The organism is Lentzea kentuckyensis (assembly GCF_002150765.1).
Classification (GTDB): Bacteria; Actinomycetota; Actinomycetes; order Mycobacteriales; family Pseudonocardiaceae; genus Lentzea; species Lentzea kentuckyensis.
This window is the reverse complement of sequence record NZ_MUYM01000005.1, coordinates 122,335-148,349: the sequence shown is the minus strand read 5'-3', so window position 1 is coordinate 148,349 and position 26,015 is coordinate 122,335. Positions and strand designations below refer to the sequence as shown.

Sequence of the window (26,015 nt, the reverse complement as noted above, 5' to 3'; positions counted from 1 at the left end):
TTGCATTCGGCTTAACGTTCTCTTTGGACTAATCGGCCGACAGACGGCCGACAAGATCCTGTTCGGCGGCGTCGAGGTACTCGAGGAGCTGGATCCCGGCCCGGTCGATCTCGCCGTTGTTCAACAGTTCAACGATCTGACGATTCCACGGCACGTACGTCTGGTAGAAGTCGTTGATCTCCTGCGCCACCCGGAAGGCGAGCATGAGCTCGGCGAACAGCCGGTCGCACTCCTCGCTCAGCCGCGCACTGCCCGCGAGCCCGACGATGGCGCGGTGGAACTGGATGTTCGCCTGGCCGGCCCTCGTCCAGTCGTTCTTCTCGGCCCTGGCGACCGCCTGCCGGACCGGCGCCCGCAGAGCCTCGCGCTGCGCCTCGGTGACGCTGTTCCACAGCCGCAGGGCACCGCACTCGATCACGCGCCGCGCGGCGTAGAGGTCGCGCACGTCGTCGGCGCTGGGCCTGCGCACGAAGACACCGCGGCTGTGCTCGTGCACCAGCAGCCGGTCGCGGGTGAGCAGCCGGAACGCTTCCCGCAGCGTGTTGCGGCTGACCCCGAGCGCCCCGCCGATCGCCTCCTCGCTGAGCCTGAGGCCGGGCGCGAGCTCACCGTCGAGGACCCGCTCGCGCAACATGTCCGCGACCTTCTGCGCGGTGCTCGCGCGCTCCAGGTCGGCCTTGCCCTGAGCCAGCGTCGACACCCACGTCTCGGTCACCTGCCAAGTCTATTTGCAGGATCGTTCCATTGCACTATCGTAGAATCGTTCAACAATCCAACGATCCAACAAACCAGCGCGTTGGAGGACGGCCATGGACCTGAACGCAGACCTCGGAGAGGGCTTCGGCCACTGGACCTTGGGCGACGACCGCGCGCTCCTGTCCCTCGTGACCAGCGCAAACGTCGCGTGCGGCTATCACGCGGGCGACGCCGACACCATGCGCGAGGTGTGCGCGCTGGCGGCCGCGGCCGGCGTAGCGGTGGGCGCGCACGTCGGCTACCGCGACCTGGCGGGGTTCGGCCGCCGCTTCATCGACGTCGCCCCGGACACCCTGACCAACGAGGTGCTGGCACAACTGGGCGCGCTGGCGGCCTTCGCACGCGCAGCCGGAACCCGCGTCTCCTACGTGAAGCCACACGGCGCGCTCTACAACGCACTGTTCCGGCACGAGGCCCAGGCCGACGCCGTGGTGGACGCCATCCGACTGTTCGACCCGGCACTGGCCGTCCTGGGCCCACCGGGCGCCGTCTGGCTGAAGCGAGCCTCGGTAGCCGGCCTGCGCGTGTGGCACGAGGCCTTCGCCGACCGCGCTTACACGGCCGCCGGCACCTTGGTCCCGCGCGGCGAACCGGGCGCGGTCCTGCGCGACCCGGCGGAGATCGCCGCCCGCTGCGTGCAACTCGCCACCGAGGGCTGGGTGCGCAGCGTCTCCGGACGGCCGGTCCGGATCGCCGCCGACTCCATCTGCGTGCACGGCGACACCCCGAACGCCGTGGAGATCGCCCGGACGGTCCGCGCGGCCCTGGAGTCGGCGGGCGTGACGGTGGCGCGGGTGGAGTCCCCGCTGCGCCACACCCGCCAGGCGGTCTGAGGAAACCGCCGGACGCGCTCGGCCTGCGGGAATGCGGCCTGCGGGGCTGCGGGACTGCCGGACTGAGGGACTGCCGGCCTGCGGGACTGCCGGCCTGCGGGACTGCCGGCCTGCGGGACTGCCGGCCTGCGGGACTGCCGGACTGCGGGACTCCGGACTGAGGGACTGCCGGCCTGCCGGACTGAGGGACTGCCGGACTGAGGGACCCACTCAGCCTGTTGGACCTGCTCAGGATGCCGGACCCACTCGGACTGTCAGGCCGCCCGGACTGTCAGACCTACTCGGTACGTTGGGTCGCGGGGGACCCGAAACCGAAGGGGACGCCTGCGTCAGCGTGCTCAGCGCACCAGCGCCGCCGCCCCCACCAGCCCGGCCTCGCCACCCAGCTCCGCCGCCCGAACCTCCAACCCCGCCAGGTACGACAACCCGGCATAGGTCTTCAAAGCCCGCCGCACCGGCTCGAACAGCAGCTCCCCGGCCTGCGCCACCCCGCCGCCGATGACCGCCAGCTCCAGGTCGCACACCGCGGCGGCCCCGGCGATCGCCATGCCCACCGCCTGCCCAGCGCGTTCGAAGGCCTCCAGCGGGATCTCCTCGCCGGATAGCGCCGCGGCGGCCAGCAGGGCGGCGTCGGCGTGGTCCGGCGCCTGCCAGCCGGCACGCCGTGCCCAGGCCACCATCCGCGGGCCACCCGCGACGGTCTCCACACACCCGCGGCCGCCGCACGTGCAGGGGTCGCCGTCGGGTTCCACGACGATGTGGCCGATGTGCCCGGCGTTGCCCGTGCGCCCGCCGAACGCCCGCCCGTCCAGCACCAGCCCGCCGCCGACACCGGTGGACACGACCAAGCCGACCATGAACCTGCTGCCCTGGCCCGCGCCGCGCCAGTGTTCGCCCAGCGCCATGCAGACGCCGTCCCCGGCCAGTTCGACCGGCACGCCGGGGAACAACGACGAGACGGCGGAGCGCAGCGGGAAGGCGTCCCACGAGGGCACGTTGATCGGCGACACGGTGCCGTGCACGGTGTCGACCGGGCCGGCGGAGGCGATGCCCACGCCCGAGACCGCGTCGCCCTGGACCACCGCGGACACCACCGACACGACGGCGTCCCACGGATCAACAGCAGGCGTGGGCACTCGCGAGGAGCGCACCACGGCGCCGGACGGGTCCACGAGGGCAGCGGCGATCTTGGTGCCGCCGAAGTCCAGTGCCAGCACCAGATCAGTCACGGTGCGCCATGGTAACCAGGCGGATCACCGGGGTGGTCCGCACCAGCGGGCCCGCCGTCACCCGCACGACCGCCGACCACGACCCGACGGGAGACCAGGCAGGCGCGGAAACCGTGAAGTCGAGTGCCGCGCGGCCCTGAGCAGGGAGAACACCGCTCACGCAGAACGGGCCCACCAGCTCCCACGAGTCGCGGGGCGAGAGCACGCGGGCCTGCAGCGGCAGGTCGCCGTGCGCACCGGACGCCATGACCACGCGCAGCCGAGCAGACGAGCCGGGAGTCACCGCGACAACCGGCGGCGTGGAGGCGACCCACAGCACCTCGACCGGGTCTTCGGCGTCCCACTCGGGCACGGTCATCAGCGCGATGTCGTAGACCTCGAACGGCAGACCCCGCAAGGTCGCGCGGATCGGGTAGCAGCCGGGCGTGAGCGGCGGCGTCAGATGCACGTCGGCCGACACGTAACCGCCGGCGGGCAGCGACACCGGCAGCGAGTCCCAGGACGCCGACCAGCCGTCGGGCAGTGACAACCGGACGACGCCCTCGAACGCCGGACCGTCGGACACCGCGACCACGCGCAGACGGGTCGGGCTCAGCACTTCCAGGTGCACGTTCGCGGGCAGGCCGCCCAACGGCGCCGGCTCGTGCAGCCAGTACCGCGCGAACACCGGGGTGACGGTGGGCGAAACGGGGCCGAGAGGTGGCCCGGCCAGCGCCAGACGGGCGGCCACGGCAGGCAGGGTGCCGGACGACGGCGTGCGGGTGCCGAGCACGCCCACCAGCTCGGACGGACCCAGATGTCCGACCTCGTGCCACAACGCGAACGTCGTGGAGCCGACCATCTTCTCGCCGACCTCGCTGTGCCAGACCGTCACCGGGCCGGTCAGCTTGGGAGGCTGCAGCGCCGGGCCGTCGACGGCGACCAAAGAAGCGATTGGGTCGTACGACAGGACGTAGTGAGTGGACGCGATCTCCGTGCCGTAGCCGCGTTTCCAGCCGTGGTCGATGTTGTCGTCGACCAACGAGTAGGTGCGCCAACCGCAAGAAGGCACGTCACGCGCCAGGAACGTCACGGTCGACCCGTCCACCAACGTCGGCAACACCTCGCCCTCGAACTCCACGTGCACGTTCCGAACCGAAGGCAGGTGCACGGAGACGATGTCGGTGCACAGCGACCGCAGCGGGTTCCACACCACTACCGACGAGTCCACAGTGGACGTCAAAGCCGCCAATGACCGCGACACGATGTCCGAGCGCAGGTCGAAGGCTTCTCGTGGATGTGCCGCGGCGGCGCGGGCCAGAGCGGCGGCGGGGAAGGAAGCGCCCGTCAACCGGGCCGCATGTGAGGCGAACACGGCAGCCGGCGATTCATCGAGAGGAGCGGGAGGCACGGGCACGGAACCGCGCACGTAGTAGTCACGCGGCAACGAGCAGACGACGCGTGGCCACGTGTAGCGCGCGCTCCAGTCGTGGTGGATCGCGGTCACCCACGGGTTCGGAGCGGAACGTGAGGATCCGACCGGAAGCATCACGTGCGGTGCGCGCGCTCCACCACGCAACTCCAAGAACGACGAGTAGACCGCACGCTCAGCCTCGTCCAACGACGAGACAGCTAGCGACGAACCGATGGGCAACGACCAGAGAAGCGGCGCCACACCGACCACATTGGACTCGTCGCCGACGACCTCCACGCGTCCCTCGGAGATCAGCCGCAACAGCAGCGAGCGGTGCTGCGGGAACGTGTCCCAGTAAGGCTGCAGCAACTCCACCGAGGTGACCGCGAACCGGTAGGCGGGATCGGTCAGGGCCAGGTCGAGATGGGCCCGCAGCGCGGCGAACGGCGCGTCGGCGGCCACGTGCCCGACGAGGTGCACAGTCCACCCCGGTGAGCCCACCACCAGCGAGAACGTGCAGGTCTCCTCACCAGAATCAGACCGCACGACGGCCTGGGCGGGCACCACCGAACCGGGCGAGTGCGAGGAGACGTCGACACCGATCTCGTACCCGAACGGGCCCGCGACCAGCGAACCGCCGTGGCGCGGCGAGTGCAGGCCGGGACCGGAGACGTGCGCGTGCACCGGGCCCGCCGAGGTGGGCACGGTCAGCCGCACCACCTGCAGCAGCGCGGTCCGAGGTCCGACGAAGAGTTCGGTGGACTCGGCGGCGATCACTGAACGATCGCACCATCGTTCACCACCGGGCGAAATACCCCGATGGTGGCGTTCTAGCGCTTCAACATCCGGGTGAGACCGGCGGCCACGGTCGTCGCCAGGATCCAGCCCGTCACGATCAGGCCGGACGCGATCCACTGCGACGCACCCGGTGTCTGCCAGCGGTTCTTGTTGCCGAAGTCGACGATCGGCACGACCAGGTCGATCGTGTACAGCCACGCGTTCCACGGCAGGTGGTCGTCGTCGTTGATCACCACCAGCGGGCCCTTGATCTGGAACCAGATGCTGCCCACGACCCACGCCGCGATCAGCCACCCCAATGCGCGCGCCGGGCGGTAGCCGTAGCCGACCATCGAGCGCTGCAGGAAGCTCCACACCAGCACCAACGGCCCGAAGAACCGCATGCCCTCGGCGACCGCGCGGTAGCGCAACCTCTGCTTCTCGATCAGCACGGTCGAGGCGTGTTCCTCGTTGCCCGCCGCGCTCAGCATCTCGGCGAACTGGTCGTACGGGCGTGGGTGGTAGCTGCGCCGCATGGCCTGCCGCAGCCAGCGCAGCCGTTGCTGGACCTGGGCGTCGTCACGCAGGTCGATCGGGTAGGCGAGCGAGTCGTAGCGGAAGTCGTCGAGGTCGATGAAACCGGTGGCGTTCCAGAAGTTCTCGTTGTCGTCCAACGACGTGCAGCGCGCCTGCCGCAACGTCACCAGGCCTTTGGGCGGCGACACGACGTTGAGCATGAGCTCCTGGACCTGCATGCCCATGGCGTTCAACGCGTGGCTGTCGAGCTTGTAACCGAGCACCGCGCCGTTGAAGTTCGCCATGCGGCCGATCGTCGCGCGACGGCACCGCACACCGCCGTGCGCGACGAACTCCTTGTCGCCGCGTGCGCAGATGAGGTCACGGCCGATCGTCGCGCCGCCGATGTCCAGCGACGGCTTCTCGCGCGGCTGGTGGCGGTACTTGCCCGGCTTGATCAGGCGGCTGCCGCGCAGGTCGAGGTTCGCGCCCACGGTGATGCCGCGCAGCTCCAGGCCGCCGGAGATCTCGCACTCGCGCACCACGAAGTTGCTGCCGATCTGCGAACGGTTGGTCAGCAGGGCGTCCGCAGCCGGATTGTCCACAATGGCCCGTTCGATCGTGATGCTGCCGCGCACGTGCGTGTCGACCATGCGGAGCTGGCCCTTGATCCGCATACCGCGACCGACGATGTCACCGCCGATCTCCGCGCCGTCGACGTGCAGCGCGCGGCCCGAGCCGGTCGGGTCGGTGCCGACCGCGGGTGGTGACACGGCGTCCAGAACGGCGTCTGCCAGCGAGAACGTGCCACCGATGCGCGTGTTCACGGCCCGGACGGTGCCCGCGCTGGTGAAACCGCGGTCGAGCTCCAGATCGCCGGAGACGTCGGCGCGGTCCAGGATCAGCGTCACGGACGGGTCGGCGTGCGGGTCGGTGGTCTCGTCGAGCACGTCACCGCGCGAAAGCATCGCGCCGCGCAGCGACAATGCGGAGCTGATCCGCGCGTTGGCCAGGAAAATCACGCCGCGCGAGATGAACGCGCCGAGGAAGTTGCCGCCGACCTGCATGCCGTTGCCGTTCAACGTGAAGCCGTCGGGGTTCTCCAGCGTCGCGCTGCCGAGGTTGACGTTGCCGCCGATGCGCGCGCCCGCGAGCCGCACCTCGCCCTCGGTGTGGATGCCGAACCCGAGCAGCGCGCCCGCGACCGTCAGCCGATCGCCGTGCAGGCACAGGCCACCGGGCAGGCTGAAACTGCTGTCCCGCAACAGGACCGAGCCCGCGATCTCGGCGTCGGTCAGGTCGGTCAGCCCGGAGACGCGGCAGCCGAGCAACGAGACGTCGTTGCTGCTGCTGAGATTGCGCGCTTCGAGACCGGGCAGATCGCAGTCGCTGAACGAGACGCCGGCGAGGTTCGCCTGCCGCAGGTCCGGCGCCGCCTCGAACTGGCAGCGTTCGAACTCCAGCACGTACGGCACCTCGAGCGCGCGCAGGTCGAGCACATCGGTGACCACCCGGTCCACCACGCGGATGACGGGCGGGGTGCTCGGCTTGCGCCGAGGCATCCTCCACCCGCCTCCACCTGAGCTGTCGTTCTCCCCCATCAGGCCCCGCAGCAGGTGCGCCGCGGCGACCTTCCCCCTGGCCACCTGGCTACTCCGGGTCCTTCGGACCGTGGTGCGTCGGGTCGAGCACGCGGGCCAGGAACGACTGGGTGCGTTCCTCCTGCGGATTGCCGATCACGTCGGCCGCCGGTCCCTCCTCGACGATGTAGCCGCCGTCCATGAAGATCACCTTGTCGGCGACCTCGCGGGCGAACTGCATCTCGTGTGTCACGACCAGCATGGTCATGCCCTCGTCGGCGAGCTGGCGCATGACGCCCAGCACGTCGCCCACGAGCTCCGGGTCGAGCGCCGAGGTCGGCTCGTCGAACAGCATCACCTCGGGGTCCATCGACAGCGCGCGGGCGATCGCCGCACGCTGCTGCTGCCCGCCAGAGAGCTGCGCCGGCATCGAGGCGACCTTGTCCCGCAGACCAACGCGGTCGAGGTTGCGCAGCGCGACCTCGCGGGCCTCGTTCTCCGAGCGCTTGAGCACCTTGCGCTGCGCGACCATCAGGTTGTTCAACACGGTGAGATGGGAGAACAGGTTGAAGCCCTGGAAGACCATGCCGATCTTCGTCCGGGCCCGGTCGATGTCGACGTCGGGGTCGGTCAGCTCGGTGCCGTTGACGGCGATCTTGCCGCCGTTCGGCTCCTCGAGCAGGTTCACGCACCGGAGCAACGTCGACTTGCCCGAGCCGGACGGCCCGATGATGCAGACGACGTCTCCGCGGTTGACGGTCAGGTCGATGTTCTTGAGAACTTCCAGCGAGCCGAACGACTTCTTCAGCCCGGTGATCTCGACGCAGATCTCGCTCATACGACGGACACCTTCTTCCCGCCCGTGCGCTTCTCCAGGTACCGCGACAGGTAACCGAGCGGCAGCGTGATGATCAGGTAACAGAGGCCCGCGATGAGGATCGGCGTCAGCGACGGGCTGCGGCTCAGCGTCTCGCGGCCGAACTTCGTGAGCTCGTACTGCTCGCGGAACAGGCCGAGGATGTAGATGAGCGAGGAGTCCTTGGTCAGCAGGATCAGCTCGTTGGTCAGCGGCGGCAGGATGATCCGGAACGCCTGCGGGATCACGACCGTGATCATGGCGCGGCCCTGCGACATGCCGAGCGAGCGAGCGGCCTCGACCTGGCCCTTCGGCACCGCCTGGATACCGGCGCGGATCGTCTCCGCCATGTAGGCAGCACCGACACCACCCAGTGCCAGCATGACCGTGGTCAGCGGCGGGAACTGGACCTGGAACGCGATCGGCACGCCGTAGTAGATGCCGATGAAGACCAGCAGCGCGGGTACGCCGCGGAAGAACTCGATGTAGGCGGTCGCGATCCACCGGTACGGACCGACGGTCGACAGCTTCATCAGCGCGAGCACGAGGCCCAGTGCGAGGCCGAACCCGAAGCCGAGCGCGGTGTAGATGATGGTGTTCTTCAACGCCACGGTGATGACGTTGGGGAACATCGACTTCGCGATGTTCACGTTGAAGAACGCGCGCTGGATCTGACCCCAGTCGGCCAGGACGGCGACCAGGACGACCACGACGATCAAGATGCCGTACTGCGCGTAGCGGATGTACTCCGCGCGCTTGCGCTTGGACATAGCCATTGCGGCTCCTAGCGAAAGTGGTTCGGACAAGCGGCGGGGCCGGCGCGACGTGCTTGCACCGGCCCCGGAGAAGCGACTACTTGGACGTCGGCTTCTTGCCGAACCACTTCTCGTAGATCTTGTCGTACGTGCCGTCCGACTTGGCCTTCTTCAGCACGTCGTTGATCTTCGTCAGCAGGGCGGTGTTGCCCTTCTTGACGCCGATGCCGTACTTCTCGTTGGTGGGGAACTCCGTGGTGACCTCGGTGTCCGGGAACTCCTTGACGTAGTCGTAGAGCACGCCGTTGTCGTTGATCACCGCGTCGACGGCGCCGGTGCGGACGGCGGTCTCGGACAGCGGGAGGTCCTCGAACTGGACGACGGTGTAGCCGTTGGCGGCCGCGTTGTCGTTCGCGTACTTCTCACCCGTGGTGTCCTGCTGAACGCCGAGCTTCTTGCCCTTGAGGTCCGCGAGGGACTTGAGGCCGGAGCCCTTCTTGACCAGCAGCGCCTGCTCGGCGTCGAAGTACGGGTCGGAGAAGTCGATCGCCTGCTTGCGCTCGTCGGTGATCGTCATGCCCGCCGCGGCCAGGTCGCACTGGTTCGCGTTGAACGACGTGCCCGACGTGATCGTCTCGAACGGGGTGTCGAAGATCTGCTGGGTGACACCCAGGTCCTTGGCGATCAGGTCGACCAGGTCGACGTCGAAGCCGACGGTCTTGTCGCCCTCGCTGTACTGGAAGGGCTTGTAGGACAGGTGGGTGCAGGTGACGAGCTTCCCGCTCTGGACCAGCGGGACGTCGGAGCCGCCCGAACCCTGGTTCACCGGAGTCGCGCAGCCCGAAGCTGCCATCACGGCCAGCCCCACCACCGGGATCATGGCCATCAACTGCCTGGTTCGACGAGCCACTGCGTCACTCCTCGTAACTGTCGCGGACGAGTGAACGGGATCCTGCCACTCGGGTGACGTGGTGGACAGCACGTGCGTGTTACAGGCCACTGCCTTGCAACAACTTTGCGTCAAATGCCGTGGTGAGCCGCAAAATATTGCGCGAAATAGCCAAGATCACACAACGTCTTCACGTATTGCACTCGAATGATAACCATCTGCGAGCGTGTCCTTGATCAGGATTTGATCACGACGGTGCTGCTCAGCGCATGCGTTCGGTCAGCAGACCCGCCACCAGGGCGGTCCAGCCGGTCTGGTGGGTTGCGCCGAGCCCCTCGCCCGTGTCGCCGTCGAAGTACTCGCTGAACGTGACGTGGCTGCGCCAAAGCGGTGACTCCGAGGCCTCGATCCGCTTGCCGTCGGAAGGCCGGCGCCCGTCGTGATCGGGCAGGAACAGCCCGATGAGCCGGTCGGACAGCTCGTCGGCGACCTGGCCGGCGGTGACCCAGCGGCCAGAGTGCGTGGGCATCTCGACCTGGAACATGCCGTCGTGGAACGCGCACACCGTGCGGAGCGCCTCGACCAGGAGCGCGTTGGTGGGCAGCCAGATCGGGCCGCGCCAGTTGGAGTTGCCGCCGAACATCGGCGTGTGCGACTCGCCGGGCTCGTACCCCATCCGGTGGTCCTGGCCCGCGACGTTGACCTCCAGGCCCTCGCGGTGGGCGGCGCTCAGCGAGCGGATGCCGTGCGGCGAAAGGAACTCGTGCTCGTCGAGCATCCGGTGCAGCACGCGCTTGAGCTTGTGCTCGTCCAGCAACGACACGAACGCGCCGCGCTCGTAGTGGAACGTGATGAACTGCCGCAGTTCCGGCCGGCGCTTGAGCAGGTGCTCCAACCGGCTGGTGAACCCCTGCAGCTCGTTGAGCACCCACGGTTCGAGAACAGCACTCGCCAGCAACGGGATGAGGCCGACCATCGACCGAACCCGCACGGGCTCCGACTCGACGTTGCCGTCCGGGCGGCGGCGTGAGACCCGGTCGTAGCAAAAGCCGTCCTCGTCGTGCCAGATGCCACCGCCGTGCGACCCGAAGTGCGTGAACGCCTCCGCGATCGACAGGAAGTGCTCCACGAACTTCGTCGCAACGTCCTCATAGGACTCGTCGTCGCGCGCCAGCTCCAGCGCCATCTGCATGAGGTGCAGGCTGTAGGCGGCCATCCAGGACGTCGCGTCCGACTGCTCCAGCCGCCACTCGCCCAGCATCGGCTCGGACCTGTTGATCGGCCCGATGTTGTCCATGCCGAGGAACCCGCCCTCGAACAGGTAGCTGCCGTCCGCGTCCTTGCGGTTGACCCACCACGAGAAGTTCAGCAACAGCTTGTGGAAGACCTTCGCGAGGAACTGCCGGTCCCTGCTGCCGTCCGCGCGGTAGACTTGCAACGCCGCCCACGCGTGCACGGGCGGGTTGACGTCGCCGAACTCCCACTCGTAGGCGGGAATCTGGCCGTTGGGATGCATCATCCACTCACGGCAGAACAGCAGCAGCTGCTCCTTCGCGAACGCCGGGTCGACGAGCGTGAACGGGATGGTGTGGAAGGCGAGGTCCCACGCCGCGAACCACGGGTACTCCCACTCGTCCGGCATGGAGATCACGTCGGCCACGTCGAGGTGCCGCCAGTGCACGTTGCGCGCCTCGGGCGTTCTTCGGGACGAAGGCGCCTCGGGCTTGGTCGGGTCGCCGTCGAGCCAGTCGCGCGTCCGGAACCGGTAGTGCTGCTTGGTCCACATCAACCCGGCGAGCGCCCGCCGCAGCACGTGCTTCTGCTCGGGAGTGGTGTTCGGCGCGATGGCGTCGTGGAACTCGTCGGCCTCGAGCTTCCTCGCGCTCATCGTGTCCGCGAAGCTCGGCCCGAACGGGTCCACGTGCCCGTCGCCGCCGACGAGTCTGAGCCGGATGGTCACCGTCTCGCCCGGCTCCACCGGGTCGAACGAGTACCAGGCCGCGAACTTCGTGCCCGCCGCGCCGGCGTCGTCCGGCCCGACCACCTGACAGGTCGACGTGGACCCGCGCACCACGTAGTCGCAGATGCCGTCCTTGGTCCAGGGCGACGGGTTGCGCTCGGCCCCGAAGAGCGACATCTCGTTGGTCTCGTTGTCCGTCATCAGCATCGACGGCGAGTCGTCCAGGTGCAGCGTGTACCGGCCGAGGTTGCCGTGATCCGCCGTGACCTTGCGTCCGCTCGTGGTGCTGGCAACGAGCTGACACGGCCGTTGGTCCCGGCCCCACGCCCAAGTGTTGCGAAACCACAGCTGCGGCAGCAGGTGCAGTGGCGCGTCCTCAGGCCCGTGGTTGGTCGCCGTGATCTCGATGCAGATGTCGTCCGTGTCGGCCTTGGCGTAGGTGACCTGGACGTCGAAGAACCGGTTCTCGTCGAGCACCCCGGTGTCGCTCAGCTCGGGCTCGCGGTTCTCCCGGCCGGCGTTGCGCGCCATCTCCCGCAGCTGGTCGTAGGGGAATTCGCGTTGTGGATAGCGGTAGACGACCTGCATCCAGGAGTGGGTGGGCGTCCCGTCGGTCACCCACCAGTGCTCCTTGACGTCTTCACCGTGGTTGCCCTCGTCGTTGGTGAGGCCGAAGTACCGCTCCTTGAGGATCGGGTCGTTGCCGTTCCACAGCGCGACGGCGAAGTTCATGAACCCGTGCACATCGCAGATGCCGGCGATGCCGTCCTCGCCCCATCTGTACGCGCGCGCTCGGGCGTGGTCGAACGGGAAGGACGCCCACGCGTCACCCTCGGGCGAGTAGTCCTCGCGAACGGTGCCCCACTGGCGACCGGAGAGGTACGGCCCCCACAGCCGCCACGGCGAAGTCGGGTTCTCCGACTCCGCGAGACGCGCCCGTTCCGCTTGTTCGCCCATCCGTCCAGTGTGGGACACCGGATCACATGCCTGGTTGCGCCCAGGTCAGGTCTGAGTTGTTCCTCACTAAATACCGGTCCACAGGTACCTGCGTTTGGGGCTTCTGGGCGAACCTTCCGCCTTGACCAGCCCTTCCTTGATCAGTTCGTCCAACCGGGCGAGAACGGTGGGGCGCGAATACCCGGTCGCTTCGACCAGTTGTTTCGAACTGGCAGCGGTGAACTCCCGCAGCGCTTCCGCCACGAGATCTGCGGAGGCCAGCTCCTCCACCTCGGGGAACAGCGAGGGCTGTTCGGTGGCGGCCTTGGCCGTCGTGTTGAGCGAGTAGGCGGCGTACCTTCGTCCTCCGGTTCGGACCGCCAGCCCCATGGTGACCAGATCTTTGAGGACGGCGGTGGCGGTGGCCGGACTTGCGCCGAACTCTCGCAGCGTCGCGTTGCCGATCGACTGGCCGTGGAACATCGTGGCGAGAGCCAGTTCGTGCACATGTCCGAGCCCCGGCCGACGCAGCTCGTTCAGCCACCGGCGCGTGGCCGGATCGAGCAACTCCGACCTGTTGAACTCGACCTCGAAGCGGCTGGCGAAGTTGCCGAACAACGGCCGGGTCATGCCGGATACTCGGAGTTCCTTGATCATCGCGGGGATACCGGAGGCCTTGTTCTCGGCAACCAGCCGATCACTCCCCGGTAGGTAGGTGTCGGACAGCATGGCGGCGAGGAACGAGTTGCGCGACGACGTCACGCCCTCCGTGCCGAGATCTTCGAGCACCACCGGACCGAACAAGCCTCCTGGACTCCGCACGAGCAGACGATCGGGGTGTAGCTCGACCTGCACCTGGGTTCCTCGGGTCACCGGGCTGTAGTCCCGGTGGAGCACCGCGTTCACGACAGCCTCTCGCACGGCTTCGAGCGGATAGTCCAGCCGCTCATGCCGACCTGCCCCGCTGACGTAGCTGCGCACCCGCATGTGGCGACGCAGCACCGCCATGGTCTCCGCGATGAGCTCAGGCACAGCGCCGCGGATCACCGGGTTGTCCACGAACCTCGGTCCTGTCTCGTCTCCGCTGTACACGACGACCGACATGGTGAGCTGCGGGAAGTGCTGCTGGGGATACACGCCGAACGTGAGCAGCCCGGCCAACGACGGGACCAGGTTGCTGTGCTCGTCGCGTACCAGGACGTGCAACCTCTCCAACGCGATTTCCTCGTCCACGTCCCGGAACGCTCTGGAGGTCTGACGTACCCGCTCGAGGGTGCGCGCGAGTGCCGCTCGATCCAGGTCGGCGCGGTCGGACTCAGGCACAGGGTCGAGGTCATAACGCGGTTGTCCGCGATTGGCGATAGCCAACCCGATCTCTGCCTGGGTCATCCGCCGGTCACCGTCGCCTACTCGTACGTACGACCCGTTCGCGATGCCCCGGCTTTCGACGTAGCAGGGACGTTGGTCTGAGGTGAGCGGATCGACCTCGGCGACCACGAGCGCGTGGCCCTCCACCTCGATGACGTCGGTGGCGATGCGAAGTGGTGGCACCAGGCAGCTGCTTGCGGCTGAAGCGAGATCGGTGCGCAGCTTGGCCGGATCGTTGAGCGCCACGGGGGTGAATCCGCTCTGCTCGTCCAGTCCGAGCAGGAGCAAGCCGCCGTTGGTGTTGGCGAAGGCGGACAGCGTCTCGATCACGCTCTTCGGCAGCCCGCCCTGCGCCGACTTCACTTCGACATCGCTCACCTCCCCACCGACCTTCCGAAGTCGGTCGATCAAAGACGTGAGGTTGGACGTGTCCATGCGACCCGCTCTCAAACAGGCTCTGAAGCACCTTGAGAGTACTTGAGAGCTGCGCTTGAGAGTAGTTGAGAGTAACTTTAGGTGATCACCCCTGCCTGGACTGCGCCTCCAGCACCAAAGCAACCGCCTCGGTGACCCGAGTCGCGTGCGAGATGTGCAGCCACTCGTCCGGCACGTGGCAGTTCGAGTCCGGCCCGACCGCACCCGTGACCAGGAACTGCGCCTCCGGGTAGGCCTCGTGCAGCAGCCCCATGAACGGGATCGACCCACCGAGCGACACCGTCCGCCACGGCGACCCGAAGACCTCCTTGCCGGCGTCGTCCAGCGTCGCGGACAGCCACGGCGCCAGCTCCGGCGCGTTCCACCCGTCAGCGGACTCGACGCGCGAAAGCTCCACGGTCGCGCCGTAGGGCACGTCGGTCGTCAGCTTCTCCTTGACCGCCTCCAGAGCGGCCGCCGAGGAAGCCGTCGGCGGCAACCGGAACGACAGGACGAGCGAGGTGAACGGCCGCAACACGTTGCCGGCGTCGTCCGGCAGGGGCAGCCCGTCGGCGCCGGTGACGGACAGGGTCGGCCGCCACCCGGTGCCCAACGCCTGCTCGACCTCGTCGGAGGACATCGGCTGCAGGTCGCCGACCCGCGGCACCGGACCCCACAGCGCACCCGGCGCTGCCTCGACGGCCTCGCGGACCTCGGCCAGCCGGTGCGCGGGGATCTCGACGTGCATCTCCGGCACGAGGATCTCGCCCGTCAGCGAGTCTTCCAACCGGTCCAGCAGCACGCGCGCGATGCGGAACGACGACGGCACCATGCCGGACGCCATGCCCGAGTGCAGGCCGCCCTCCAGCACCCGCACGGTCATCGTGACCTGCACCAACCCGCGCAGCGACGTGGTCAGCCACATGCGCTCGTAGTCCGAGCCGCCCGAGTCCAGGCAGACGACCAGCGACACGCGGCCCAAACGCGAAGACAGGTGCTCCAAGTACGCCGGCAGGTCGGGGGAGCCGGACTCCTCGCCGGTCTCCAGCAGCACGACGCACCGGGAGTGCGAGCCGCCCGCCACGCGCACGGCCTCGATCGCGGCGATTGCGGCATATCCGGAGTAACCGTCATCGGCCGCGCCACGGCCGTAGAGACGTCCGTCACGCAGCACCGGGGTCCACGGACCGAGCCCTTCGCCCCAACCGCCCACCGGTGGCTGCTTGTCCAGGTGTCCGTAGAGCAACACCGTGTCGTCGCCGGAGTTACCGAACGCGGGGACGTCGACCACGAGAAGTGGCGTGCGTCCCGCCAGTTGGACGACTTCGAGCGTCACACCCGGGATGTTCCGCGAGGTGATCCAGGCGCGCACGTGCTCGATCGCGGCGGCCAGTTCGCCGTGTTCGGCCCAGTCGGGATCGAACGCGGGCGAGATCGCCGGCACGGCGACGAGCTGAGACAAGCTCGGGACGATGTTCTCGTCCCAAAGCGTCCGGACGGTGCTGGTCACAACGGAGCGGTCCACCTCTCGATCCTGTCACGACTCCGCCTCTGCTCGCGTCCTTAGCCTCTTACCAGGAGGCCTGCTCAGAAGTTAACGATCGGTAACCGGGACAGTCGTGTCCGGTAATCGGACGGCGTAGTCGGAGGACAAAAGGTCGAACCTCCGACTGTTGTCGCTGATCAGAACGTTGACTCGTGTGTTACGAAGTGGGACGGGTCTCACCAACACGGGTGAGGCCGTGTCAGGATGTGGTCGTAAGCCACCGTCACCGTCGACGGCTGCCTCCGGCCCCACAGGGTTGGCGGCGACCGCCGACGTCGCCGCACGAGATCGTCACGAGCGATCAGGCGGTCGGAGAAGACAGAGGAGAAGGCGCATGTCGTCCCCTGAGCAATGGACGCACCCTGAGCCGGACGCAGCGCCGGCCGCCACTGCCGCAAAACCGACAGCGGAACAGGTGATCGCAGGCTTGCGAGCGACTGACGAGGGCGGCGCCGACCTGGTGCAGCTCCTCACCCCCGAGGGTGAGCGGGTCACGCACCCCGACTTCGACATCGACATCACGCCGGAGGAGCTGCGCGGCCTGTACCGCGACATGGTCCTGATCCGCCGCGTCGACCGCGAGGCGAACGCGTTGCAGCGCAAGGGCCAGCTCGGCATCTGGGTGCCGCTGCTCGGCCAGGAGGCGGCGCAGATCGGCGCCGGCCGCGCGATGCGTGAGACCGACATGGCCTTCCCGAGCTACCGCGAGCACGGCATCGCGTGGACCCGCGGGATCAACCCGACGGAGCTGCTCGGCATCTTCCGCGGCACCGACCAGGGCACGTGGGACCCGGTCGAGAAGCGCTTCCACCCGTACACGATCGTCATCGGCAACCAGGTCCTCAACGCGGCCGGGTACGCGATGGGCCAGAAGTTCGACGGCAAGGTCGGCGACGACGAGGGAGAAGCCACCATGTGCTTCTTCGGCGACGGCGCGACCTCCCAGGGCGACGTGCACGAGGGCTTCGTGTGGGCGGCTGTCTACGACGCGCCGCTCGTCTTCTTCTGCCAGAACAACCAGTGGGCCATCTCCGAGCCCACCGAGCGCCAGTCACGGCTGCCGCTGTACCAGCGCGCCCGCGGCTACGGCTTCCCCGGCATCCGGGTCGACGGCAACGACGTCCTCGCGACGCTCGCCGTGACGAAGTGGGCGCTGGACGAGTGCCGCCACGGCAACGGCCCGATCCTGATCGAGGCGTTCACCTACCGGATGGACGCGCACACCACCTCCGACGACCCGACCCGCTACCGGCTGTCGGACGAGTTGGAGATGTGGAAGCTCAAGGACCCGATCGAGCGGGTCAAGGTCTACCTGGTCCGCCAGCAGTGGGCCGACAGCGAGTTCTTCGAGAGCGTCGAGGCCGACGCCGACAAGCTGGGCGAGGAGCTGCGGGAGTTCTGCACGAACATGCCAGACCCGCCAGCGGAACGGATCTTCAGCAACGTCTACGCCGAGGGGAACCCCAACCTCGAAGCGCAGCGCGATGAGTTCCTCGACTACGTCTCGGGTTTTGCTGGAGGTGAGCACTGATGGCTGCTCCGACGATGGATCGTTCGACCGCTGCTGCTCCGGCGACCCCGGTGCAGACGCTCACGATCTCCAAGGCGCTCAACATGGGTCTGCGGGCGGCCATGGAGGCCAACCCCAAGGTCATCATGATGGGCGAGGACATCGGCAAGCTCGGTGGCGTCTTCCGAATCACCGACGGTCTGCAGAAGGACTTCGGTGAGCAGCGCGTGCTCGACACGCCGCTCGCGGAGTCCGGCATCATCGGCACCGCCGTGGGCCTCGCGATCCGCGGCTACCGCCCGGTGTGCGAGATCCAGTTCGACGGCTTCATCTTCCCGGGCTTCGACCAGATCGTGTCGCAGGTCGCGAAGCTGCACTACCGCACGCAGGGCAAGATCAAGATGCCCATCGTGATCCGCGTGCCGTTCGGTGGCGGCATCGGTGCCGTCGAGCACCACTCGGAGTCGCCGGAGTCGTACTTCGCGCACACCGCCGGCCTCAAGGTCGTCTCGTGCTCGAACCCGGCCGACGCGTACTGGATGATCCAGCAGGCGATCGACTGCGACGACCCGGTGCTGTTCTTCGAGCCCAAGCGCCGTTACTACGAGAAGGGCGAGGTCGACACCACGACCCAGCCCGGCAAGCTGTTCGAGTCGCGCGTTCTGCGTTCGGGCACGGACGCCACGTTGGTCGCCTACGGCCCGATGGTCCGCACCTCTCTCGATGCCGCCAACGCGGCCGCTGAGGACGGCACGTCGCTGGAGGTCATCGACCTGCGCACGCTGTCGCCGCTCGACCTGGCGCCGGTGTTCGAGTCGGTGCGCCGCACCGGCCGGCTGGTCGTCGTGTCCGAGGCGCCGTCCGAGTCCTCGATCGCCAGCGAGATTGCAGCCAAGGTCCAGCAGGAGTGCTTCTACTCCTTGCAGGCGCCGGTGCTGCGGGTGACCGGTTTCGACACCCCGTACCCGCCGTCGAAGCTCGAGGAGGAGTTCCTCCCCGACCTCGACCGGGTGCTGCACGCCGTCGACCGCTCTCTCGCCTGGTAAGGGGAACAACGGAAATGCCGCAGTACAAGCAATTCCCCCTGCCCGACACGGCAGAGGGGCTGACCGAGGCCGATATCCTCACCTGGCACGTCAAGCCGGGTGACACCGTCACGGTCAACCAGATCATCGTCGAGATCGAGACGGCCAAAGCGGCCGTCGAGCTGCCGTGCCCGTGGGCCGGCGTCGTGACCGAGCTGCTCGCGGAGCCCGGCCAGACCGTCGAGGTTGGTGTCCCGATCATCACGATCGACACCGACCCCGGTGGCGCCGCCGCACCCGTCGCGCCGGCTCCGGCCGCGGCCGAGTCCAACGGCACCTCGTCCGGCAAGATCGGCGAGGAGATGCCGGGCGGGCGCATCGCGACGCTCGTCGGGTACGGCCCGAAGTCCGGTGCGGCCAAGCGTCGTGCCCGCAAGGACGCTCCGGCCGCCGCACCCGCCGCACCTGCCGCCGTCGTGGCTCCGCCCGCTCCAGCTCCCGCTCCGGTTGCGGCGCCCGTCGCTGCTCCGGCTCCGGTCCAGGCTTCCGGTGGCTATGTGCCGCTGGCCAAGCCGCCGGTCCGCAAGCTGGCCAAGGACCTCGGTGTCGACCTCTACGCGCTCACGGGCTCCGGCCCTGACGGCGTGATCACCCGCGAGGACGTCGAAAGCGCCGTCTCCGCTCCCGCCGCTCCTGCTGCTCCTTCCGCGTTGTCCTTTGTGGACAACGGCTCGCGCGAACGCCGGGTGCCGATCAAGGGCGTCCGCAAGGCGACCGCGCAGGCGATGGTGGACAGCGCGTTCACGGCACCGCACGTCACCGAGTTCCTCACGGTCGACGTGACGCCGATGATGGAACTGCGCGCGCGACTGAAGAGCCACCGTGAGTTCCACGGCGTGAAGCTGACGCCGCTCGCGTTCTGCGCCAAGGCGGTCATCCTCGCCGCGCGCCGGACGCCGGACGTCAACGCGACGTGGGACGCCGCGGCGAACGAGATCGTTTACAAGGACTACGTCCACCTGGGCATCGCGGCCGCCACGCCGCGCGGCCTGGTGGTGCCGAAGGTCCGCGACGCCGACCGCATGTCGTTGAAGGAACTCGCGGTCGCGCTGGACGAGCTCGCCACCGTCGCCAGGGACGGCAAGACCGCACCGGCCGACATGATGAACGGCACGATCACGATCACCAACGTCGGCGTCTTCGGCGTCGACACCGGCACGCCGATCCTCAACCCCGGCGAGTCCGCGATCCTCGCGCTGGGCGCGATCCGCGACATGCCGTGGGTGGTCGACGGCGAGATCAAGATTCGCAAGATCTGCCAGCTCGCGCTGTCGTTCGACCACCGCGTGGTCGACGGCCAGCAGGGCTCGCAGTTCCTGGCCGACGTCGGCGCGCTGCTGGCCGACCCCGGCTTCGCGATGACCTACTGATTTTGCGGCTTGGTATGTGAAGGGCCCGCGGATGTCCATCCGCGGGCCCTTCGTTCGACGCCTGTGCATGAACAAGCGACTTTCTCTGTTGATCGCCGCAGCTCTGCTGGCGAGCCCGATCGGGGTGGCACAGGCGTCCGAACCCGGCCTGGTGCGGACCGATGCCGGCCAGGTGCGCGGCACCGTTCTCGCTGACCGGCAGCTCTACCAGGGGATTCCGTACGCGGCACCGCCCGTGGGCGAGCTGCGGTGGCGTTCGCCGCAGCCGGTCACGCCGTGGACGACGCCTCGTGACGCCACCAAGCCCGGCCCTGTCTGTGCCCAGTCCGCGGGCGCCGGTTCGCCGAGCAGCAACGAGGACTGCCTGTACCTCAACGTCACCACGCCTTCCACCCACGGCCGCAAGCCGGTGATGGTCTACCTCCACGGCGGTGGCAACAGTTACCTGTCCGCCGACGGGTTCAACCCGCGGCGCCTGGCCGTGCAGGGCGACGTCGTGGTCGTCACGCTCAACTTCCGGCTCGGCTGGTTCGGCTTCTTCGGGCATCCGGACCTGCCGGACTCGGGTGCGTACGGCATCGAGGACCAGCAGGCCGCGCTGAAGTGGGTGCAGCGCAACGCCGCCGCGTTCGGCGGAGATCCGCGCAACGTCACGGTTTTCGGTGAGTCCGGCGGTGCGTTCGACGTGTGTGCACAGCTGACGTCGCCGCGGTCGCGTGGGCTGTTCCAGAAGGCCATCGCACAGAGCGGCGGCTGTTCCACGACGTGGGGTGCCAACGGCGTGATCCACGGCAAGCCGGCCGGCTCTCCCTGGATCACGAAGTCGGCGGCCGCTTCCGAGGCCGCGGCCATCTCGGCTCAGCTCGGCTGCTCGGACATCGCGTGCCTGCGTTCGTTGCCTCCCACGGCTTTCACCGCGATCGACCGCGGTGAGACCCCGATCGTGATCGGCAACAGCGTGCTGCCGCTGCACCCCGTGGCCGCGCTGAAGTCCGGCCGGTTCAACCGCGTGCCGGTGATCTGGGGCAACACCCGTGACGAAGGCAGGCTGACGTCCGCGACCGTGCCGGAACCGTTCGACTACAACGGGTTGCTGGTCCAGGCCTACGGTCCGGAGAAGGCGACCAAGATCGCGGCCGAGTACCCGGCGGGCGACTCCGCACGTCTTGCTCACGGTGCGGTGCTCACTGACGGCGTGTGGGCGTGCAACCAGCTCACCGACGACCGGCTGCTCTCGCGCTACACGCCGACGTACGGCTACGAGTTCGCCGACCGCACCGCGCCGGTCGGGTGGTTCAAGGACCTCTTCCCCGCGGGCTTCCCGGCCGGCGCCGCGCACTCGTTCGAGCTCGCCTACTTCTTCGACATCCCCACGTTCGACCTCGACCCGGCTCAGCAGAAGCTGGCGGCGACGATGATCCGCGACTGGACGACGTTCGCGCGTACCGGCAAGCCTGGCTGGGCGCGGTACTCGGCGGGCAACGTCCAGGAGTACTCGCTGGGGAACGTCGGCCAGATCAACGCTCTGACCAGGCACAACTGCTCGTTCTGGCACTCGATCGGTTAATCGGGTTTGACTCTCCAGTCACTGGAGGGTTCAGAGTTGTCCCCGTGACGCGCTACCAGATCGGCGAGCTGGCCAGGATGACCGGCCTCACCGTCCGAACGATCCGGTTCTACTCCGACCAGGGCCTCATCCCGCCCACCGCGAGAACGGTCGGCGGCTACCGGACGTACGACGGTGAGGCGGTCGCCAAGCTCAAACTCGTCCGCACCCTGCGAGATCTGGGTGTGGATCTGCCGACCGCCGGACGGGTGCTCGCCCGCGAGGTGACGGTGACCGACGTGGCGCGCGCCCATGCGGATGCGATCGACGCGCAGATGAAGACGTTGCGGCTGCGCCGTGCCGTCCTGCGCGCCGTCGCCAAGGGAGGGGAGATGGAACTGATGAACGAGTTGGCGCGGATGTCCGACGAGGAGCGCCAGCGCATCCTCGACGACTTCTTCGAGGATGTGTTCGGGCCGTACGAGCTGGATCCCCAGTTCGAGCAGCACATGCGGTCCGTGCGGATCGAACTGCCGGACGACCCGACGACCGAGCAGCTGGAGGCGTGGGTCGAGCTCGCGAAGCTCGTGCAGGACCCGGACTTCCGCTCGTCGATCAAGCGGATGTCCCAGCAGCACGAGGAGTTCCGCCGCAACGGCGAGGACATGGGCCCGCGGTCCAACGACCAGATGGAGGCGTTCAACTTCGCGATCGCGCAGGCCCGTGAGGCCCTCGACGCCGGCATCGCGCCGGGGTCGGACGCCGCTCGCGAGGTCGTGGCGCGCGTGAACGCCAAGTGGGCCGAGGCGATGAACCTGCCGAACGACGACCAGCTCGTCGAGCGGCTGCGTTCGTTCTCCGACTTCGCGGACCCGCGTGCCGAGCGGTACTGGGTCCTGATCGCGAAGGTCAACGGCTGGCCCGCGATGCCGGACCACTCGGCGGAGCGCACCTGGCTGCGCGAGGCCGGTCAGCCGTTCGGCTAGATCACTCCGAAGTGAACTGCGGGAACCAGCTGGGCGCCCAGCTCGTTCCTGTGGCAACGAAGGGGGATCACGATGTCCGGTCTGTTCGAGGTGCTCGGGGGCGTGCTCGCGGAGGCCTTCGCGCCCGGCGGGGACGACAACTCACGTGGCGACGGCGACGTCTTCCTGGACGGCGAATGGCAGGAGGGCGAGCTGTTCTTCGGTCCGACGAAGATCGTCTGGGCCGAGCGGATCGTCTTCAGCGACGACGAGGGCAGGGTCGAGCTGATCGTCGACCAGGATCCGCCGCAGCCGAACTTCGTGGTGCTGCACTTCCGCCGCGCTTCCGACGTCGTGCTGCTGGCCGTGCACCGCCGCGAGCTCAAGCGCGTGGGCGCGGTTCTGACGCTCCCGCTCTAGCTTCATGGTCCGGGAAGATATGTCCAACCTGGACGTTTACCGTTCCATAACCGCAAAACGAGACGGTGAGTCCGGCCCGCCGGCGCAGGGGTACGGCGGGCCATCACTTCAAGCCCTTCACGACGTTCCGCAGCTCGGCCTCCTTGCGGTACAACGTCGGCACCGCCTTGGTGACCTTCGCCAGCAACACCGTCTGGTCCACCGGCGCCACCGCGTCCCACGTCAGCCCGCCGGGCTTGGCCAGCTGATCCACCAGCCCGATCGCGGTCTTGGCCGTGTCCGCCGCCACCGTCAACTCGGTCTTGCTGGCCCGCAACGGTTGCGCCTCGACCACGGCCGCGGCCTCGGTGATCGCCTTGACCTGACCAGGCAACGTGCACGGCACATCCGGCGAATGCAGCCCCTTCAGCTTCTGGGCCGCCTCCGCGTTCGCCGCCTTGGCCTGACCGAGGAAGCGCGTCCCGTTGACCGTCGGCACCGCCAGCCCTTCCGCGATCAGCTCGGCGTTGACCAGCTTTCCGTCCTGTGTGGACAGCGCGGCCAACTGCCCTTCTTTGACCACAGTGACTGTCGTGCCCTCCGGTAGCAGCTCCTTGAGCCGCTTCGTGGATTCCTCGTGCAGACACTCGCCCGCCGCGGGCGCGGCAACGTTCACGAGCCTGATGTGCGCGACGCGATCACCCTCGCGCACCTCGACCGTCTCCGCGTCGACCACACGCACAACCTGGCTGACCGCAACCGGATGCGGGCGATCCAAGACCGTCACGACGTAGGCACTGCTCGCGGCACCGGTCAGGACCGCGGCAGCCATCACGAACACATTCGGGAGCATCACGATTCCCCCTAACGCCGATCTACAGGGCTGATCGGAGCAGCGGGACCCGGCGTTACTCCACGCGGTCGCGGATTTACCGTCGGCTAACCAACGCGATCTACGTTCACGTCCGTGCTGATCAAATTGGGAATCGTCACGACCGGCGTTGCCCTGCTCCTTGGGGGAACAGCGCAAGCAGCAGAACCGACCCCGCCGAACTGCCCGAGCGCGGTGCAGATCGGCTCGACCGGCCACGTGAAGCGCGGAGCCACGACCATGGCCACCATCACTCAGTTCGAAGGCTGTGGCGGCAAGTACGGCCACGTCCGCCTGCAAGGCGCGAACCTGTACCGAGCGTCGATCCGCCTCGTGGGCGGCGGCTCGTTCACCCCGCCGACGCAGGGCGCACGGGGCCAGCGCGACGTGTGGACGTTCAGCAAGGCGCTGAACGACAAGTGCACGGCGGCCGAGGCCACCCTGCAGACGACCGAGGAATCCCTGACCGGGCGCAGCGGCTCGTCCTGCTGAACGAACCGGGCCGGGGCGCCACGCCCCGGCCCACCTCACGTCACTTGATCTGCATCCCCGAGATCATCCGGGACACGACGAGCCGCTGGATCTCCGAGGTCCCCTCGAAGATGGTGAAGATCTTGGCGTCCCGGTGCATGCGCTCCACCGGGTGCTCCCGCGTGTAGCCGGCCCCACCGAGAATGTGGATCGCCCGCTCAGTCGCCCACACCGACACCTCGGACGCCTTGAGCTTGGACATCGACCCCTCACCCGCGGTGAACGGCACGTTGTTGCGGCCCATCCACGCCGCGCGCCACACCAGCAGCCGCGACGCGTCGATCTCCATCCGCATGTTCGCGAGGTCGAACGCGATCGACTGGTTCTCGATGATCTTGCGGCCGAACGCCTCGCGGTCCTTCGCGTACTCCAGCGCGTAGTCGTACGCGGCACGAGCGACGCCCACGGCCATCGCACCGACGGTCGGGCGCGTGGTCTCGAACGTCGCCATCGCGGCCTGGCCACCGGCCTTCAAGCCCTCACGTGCCCGAGCCAGCCGGGCCTCAAGACGTTCGCGGCCACCCAGCACGCAACGGCCGGGCACGCGCACGTCGTCCAGGAAGACGTCGGCGGTGTGGGACGCCCGCATGCCGTGCTTCTTGATCTTCCCCGGCGACGACAACCCCGGCGTGCCCGGCGGCACGATGAAGCCGGCCTGGCCGCGGGCACCCAGCGAGGAATCGACGACGGCGGTCACGACGTGCACGTTCGCGATGCCGCCGTTGGTGGCCCAGGCCTTCTGGCCGTTGAGCACCCATTCGTCGGTGGCCTCGTCGTAGCGCGCTCGCGTCCGGTAGCCGCCGACGTCCGAGCCCGCCTGGGGTTCGGAGGCGCAGAACGCCGCGAGCTTCGGGTCCGACTCGTCGCCGAAGCACTCCGGCACCCACTCGGCCAGCTGCTCGGGCTCGCCACCGGCGAAGATGCCGGCGACCGCGAGACCGGTGCCCATCAGTGAGAGCGCGATGCCCGCGTCACCCCAGAAGAGTTCCTCGGTCGCGATCGGCAACGAAAGCCCGATCGGGTCCGCGAACCAGGTCGCGAGGGCCTCGAAGCCGTAGAGGCCGATCTTCGCCGCCTCCTGGATCACCGGCCACGGCGTCTCCTCGCGCTCGTCCCACTCGGAGGCCGCCGGCCTGATCACGTCGCGAGCGAAACCGTGCACCCAGTCGCGCAGGTCGGTCTGGTCTTCGTTCAGTTCGAGCGAGAAGCCACCCACTGCAAAACCTCTCCGTCAGGCCTTCGGGATGTTGAACAGGCTCATGAACCCGGCCGCGAACCCCAGGTCGCCCTTCACCTTCAGCTTGCCCGTCATGAACAGCACGGGGGCGGAGGCGTTGCCGGTCGCTAGCTTCAGGAAATCGGCGGGCGTCAGCGTCACGATGGCGCGGGCCTCACGCGTGACACCCTTGTTGATGGTGCAGTGCGCGTCTTCAATGATGGCCTCGTACACGTCTTCCAGCACGTGGAAATGCACGACGGCACGCGTGGCGCCGGCCCGGTCCGCGCGGAAGTGGACCTCCATGCGGCGGAACACCTCGTCCAGAACCCGCGTACGCAGCGCAGGATCTGACACGACACCCTCGATCTGGTCCTTCGAGGCGCGCGAGATGATGCGGGCGAAGTTGGACGGGTCCATCTTCGAGAGGTCGAGGTCCGCGCCGGCGTCGGCGAGCCTGCCCAACGCGTTCAGCAACGCGGCGAAGTCGTCCTTGCCCAGCTTCTTCGGGTCGATGCCGCGGGCGATGACGTCGATGTCGACGTCGGCCAGAGCGGGGTCGTCCGGCGAGATCTGCTGCAAAGTGCTGATCAGCTCAGCCGGGCTGAGCTTCGCGATCGCCTCGGTGGTGAGGTCGAGCGTCATTGACACACCTCCTGGTACCTACTCACGAGTAAGACTACTGGCGAGTAGATTGGGCGGCAAGCCGATCGG

Annotated in this window: 21 protein-coding genes; 8 read left to right on the top strand and 13 right to left on the bottom strand. The window is 68.2% G+C overall.

Annotated elements, in window-relative coordinates; translation table 11 throughout:
- Nucleotides 1-28: 28 nt before the first annotated feature.
- Nucleotides 29-715, bottom strand: a complete 687-nt coding sequence (locus B0F77_RS04200) for a GntR family transcriptional regulator (protein ID WP_245847818.1) — start codon at nt 713-715, stop codon at nt 29-31.
- A 94-nt stretch (nt 716-809) separates the two neighbouring features.
- Here B0F77_RS04200 and B0F77_RS04195 point away from each other — a divergent pair, with 94 nt between their 5' ends.
- A complete protein-coding gene (locus tag B0F77_RS04195; RefSeq protein WP_086661417.1) occupies nt 810-1,589 on the top strand; it encodes a LamB/YcsF family protein in 780 nt (259 codons plus the stop codon).
- A 338-nt stretch (nt 1,590-1,927) separates the two neighbouring features.
- Here the strand turns inward: B0F77_RS04195 and B0F77_RS04190 are convergent, their stop codons facing one another.
- The 9 genes from B0F77_RS04190 to B0F77_RS04150 form a co-directional block, all read right to left on the bottom strand.
- Nucleotides 1,928-2,818, bottom strand: a complete 891-nt coding sequence (locus tag B0F77_RS04190) for an ROK family protein (protein WP_086661416.1) — start codon at nt 2,816-2,818, stop codon at nt 1,928-1,930.
- On the bottom strand, nt 2,811-4,988 hold the full coding sequence (locus B0F77_RS04185; RefSeq protein ID WP_086661415.1) for an NEW3 domain-containing protein: 2,178 nt from the start codon (nt 4,986-4,988) through the stop codon (nt 2,811-2,813). The genes B0F77_RS04190 and B0F77_RS04185 overlap by 8 nt, the downstream gene beginning before the upstream one ends.
- A 53-nt stretch (nt 4,989-5,041) precedes the next feature.
- Nucleotides 5,042-7,150 (bottom strand): hypothetical protein, encoded by a 2,109-nt coding sequence (locus tag B0F77_RS04180; protein ID WP_086661414.1) that lies wholly within the window; start codon nt 7,148-7,150, stop codon nt 5,042-5,044.
- 4 nt (nt 7,151-7,154) lie between these two features.
- On the bottom strand, nt 7,155-7,922 hold the full coding sequence (locus tag B0F77_RS04175; protein WP_086661413.1) for an amino acid ABC transporter ATP-binding protein: 768 nt from the start codon (nt 7,920-7,922) through the stop codon (nt 7,155-7,157).
- The gene (locus B0F77_RS04170) at nt 7,919-8,716 is read right to left on the bottom strand and encodes an amino acid ABC transporter permease (protein ID WP_086661412.1); all 798 of its coding nucleotides are present in this window, start codon (nt 8,714-8,716) and stop codon (nt 7,919-7,921) included. The genes B0F77_RS04175 and B0F77_RS04170 overlap by 4 nt, the downstream gene beginning before the upstream one ends.
- Before the next feature lie 76 nt (nt 8,717-8,792).
- The gene (locus tag B0F77_RS04165; RefSeq protein WP_086661411.1) at nt 8,793-9,605 is read right to left on the bottom strand and encodes a basic amino acid ABC transporter substrate-binding protein; all 813 of its coding nucleotides are present in this window, start codon (nt 9,603-9,605) and stop codon (nt 8,793-8,795) included.
- Nucleotides 9,606-9,846: 241 nt separating this feature from the next.
- Entirely contained in the window at nt 9,847-12,501 is a 2,655-nt protein-coding gene (locus B0F77_RS04160; protein ID WP_086661410.1) for an MGH1-like glycoside hydrolase domain-containing protein, read from the bottom strand.
- 66 nt (nt 12,502-12,567) lie between these two features.
- Nucleotides 12,568-14,226, bottom strand: coding sequence for an ATP-binding protein (locus B0F77_RS04155; protein WP_211293651.1), 1,659 nt, complete (start codon nt 14,224-14,226; stop codon nt 12,568-12,570).
- 142 nt (nt 14,227-14,368) lie between these two features.
- Entirely contained in the window at nt 14,369-15,787 is a 1,419-nt protein-coding gene (locus B0F77_RS04150; RefSeq protein ID WP_086661408.1) for a M20/M25/M40 family metallo-hydrolase, read from the bottom strand.
- A gap of 355 nt (nt 15,788-16,142) precedes the next feature.
- Here B0F77_RS04150 and pdhA point away from each other — a divergent pair, with 355 nt between their 5' ends.
- The 6 genes from pdhA to B0F77_RS04120 all read left to right on the top strand — a co-directional run bounded on the left by pdhA (nt 16,143) and on the right by B0F77_RS04120 (nt 22,704).
- Nucleotides 16,143-17,339: a pyruvate dehydrogenase (acetyl-transferring) E1 component subunit alpha gene (gene pdhA / locus B0F77_RS04145; RefSeq protein ID WP_086661407.1), complete on the top strand. Its 1,197-nt coding sequence runs from the start codon at nt 16,143-16,145 to the stop codon at nt 17,337-17,339.
- Entirely contained in the window at nt 17,339-18,364 is a 1,026-nt protein-coding gene (locus B0F77_RS04140; RefSeq protein ID WP_086661406.1) for an alpha-ketoacid dehydrogenase subunit beta, read from the top strand. Before pdhA ends, B0F77_RS04140 begins: the two co-directional genes overlap by 1 nt.
- 14 nt (nt 18,365-18,378) lie before the next feature.
- Nucleotides 18,379-19,773 carry a dihydrolipoamide acetyltransferase family protein gene (locus B0F77_RS04135; protein WP_086661405.1) on the top strand — a complete coding sequence of 465 codons (1,395 nt, stop codon included), beginning with the start codon at nt 18,379-18,381 and terminating at the stop codon, nt 19,771-19,773.
- Nucleotides 19,774-19,861: 88 nt separating this feature from the next.
- Nucleotides 19,862-21,340: a carboxylesterase/lipase family protein gene (locus tag B0F77_RS04130; protein WP_245847817.1), complete on the top strand. Its 1,479-nt coding sequence runs from the start codon at nt 19,862-19,864 to the stop codon at nt 21,338-21,340.
- Between the two features lie 44 nt (nt 21,341-21,384).
- On the top strand, nt 21,385-22,305 hold the full coding sequence (locus B0F77_RS04125) for a helix-turn-helix domain-containing protein (RefSeq protein ID WP_086661403.1): 921 nt from the start codon (nt 21,385-21,387) through the stop codon (nt 22,303-22,305).
- 72 nt (nt 22,306-22,377) lie between these two features.
- Nucleotides 22,378-22,704, top strand: coding sequence for a hypothetical protein (locus tag B0F77_RS04120; RefSeq protein WP_086661402.1), 327 nt, complete (start codon nt 22,378-22,380; stop codon nt 22,702-22,704).
- 103 nt (nt 22,705-22,807) lie between these two features.
- On the opposite strand, the gene B0F77_RS04115 is transcribed toward B0F77_RS04120, so the two are convergent.
- Complete coding sequence (locus tag B0F77_RS04115) at nt 22,808-23,515, bottom strand: thermonuclease family protein (RefSeq protein WP_143466554.1); 708 nt, start codon at nt 23,513-23,515, stop codon at nt 22,808-22,810.
- A 135-nt stretch (nt 23,516-23,650) separates the two neighbouring features.
- On the opposite strand from B0F77_RS04115, the gene B0F77_RS04110 reads away from it, so the two are divergent.
- Entirely contained in the window at nt 23,651-24,046 is a 396-nt protein-coding gene (locus B0F77_RS04110; protein ID WP_143466553.1) for a hypothetical protein, read from the top strand.
- 40 nt (nt 24,047-24,086) lie between these two features.
- Here the strand turns inward: B0F77_RS04110 and B0F77_RS04105 are convergent, their stop codons facing one another.
- Both B0F77_RS04105 and B0F77_RS04100 read right to left on the bottom strand, forming a co-directional pair.
- Entirely contained in the window at nt 24,087-25,301 is a 1,215-nt protein-coding gene (locus B0F77_RS04105) for an acyl-CoA dehydrogenase family protein (RefSeq protein ID WP_086661399.1), read from the bottom strand.
- 15 nt (nt 25,302-25,316) lie between these two features.
- Nucleotides 25,317-25,946 carry an SCP2 sterol-binding domain-containing protein gene (locus B0F77_RS04100; protein WP_086661398.1) on the bottom strand — a complete coding sequence of 210 codons (630 nt, stop codon included), beginning with the start codon at nt 25,944-25,946 and terminating at the stop codon, nt 25,317-25,319.
- Nucleotides 25,947-26,015: the final 69 nt, after the last annotated feature.

What these genes read in the sequence shown, in the direction of transcription:
- B0F77_RS04195 (WP_086661417.1), top strand. Translation starts at nt 810, where the DNA reads ATGGACCTGAACGCAGACCTCGGAGAGGGCTTCGGCCACTGGACCTTG.
- B0F77_RS04175 (WP_086661413.1), bottom strand. Translation starts at nt 7,922, where the DNA reads ATGAGCGAGATCTGCGTCGAGATCACCGGGCTGAAGAAGTCGTTCGGC.
- B0F77_RS04170 (WP_086661412.1), bottom strand. Translation starts at nt 8,716, where the DNA reads ATGGCTATGTCCAAGCGCAAGCGCGCGGAGTACATCCGCTACGCGCAG.
- B0F77_RS04160 (WP_086661410.1), bottom strand. Translation starts at nt 12,501, where the DNA reads ATGGGCGAACAAGCGGAACGGGCGCGTCTCGCGGAGTCGGAGAACCCG.
- pdhA (WP_086661407.1), top strand. Translation starts at nt 16,143, where the DNA reads ATGTCGTCCCCTGAGCAATGGACGCACCCTGAGCCGGACGCAGCGCCG.
- B0F77_RS04140 (WP_086661406.1), top strand. Translation starts at nt 17,339, where the DNA reads ATGGCTGCTCCGACGATGGATCGTTCGACCGCTGCTGCTCCGGCGACC.
- B0F77_RS04135 (WP_086661405.1), top strand. Translation starts at nt 18,379, where the DNA reads ATGCCGCAGTACAAGCAATTCCCCCTGCCCGACACGGCAGAGGGGCTG.
- B0F77_RS04120 (WP_086661402.1), top strand. Translation starts at nt 22,378, where the DNA reads ATGTCCGGTCTGTTCGAGGTGCTCGGGGGCGTGCTCGCGGAGGCCTTC.
- B0F77_RS04115 (WP_143466554.1), bottom strand. Translation starts at nt 23,515, where the DNA reads ATGGCTGCCGCGGTCCTGACCGGTGCCGCGAGCAGTGCCTACGTCGTG.
- B0F77_RS04100 (WP_086661398.1), bottom strand. Translation starts at nt 25,946, where the DNA reads ATGACGCTCGACCTCACCACCGAGGCGATCGCGAAGCTCAGCCCGGCT.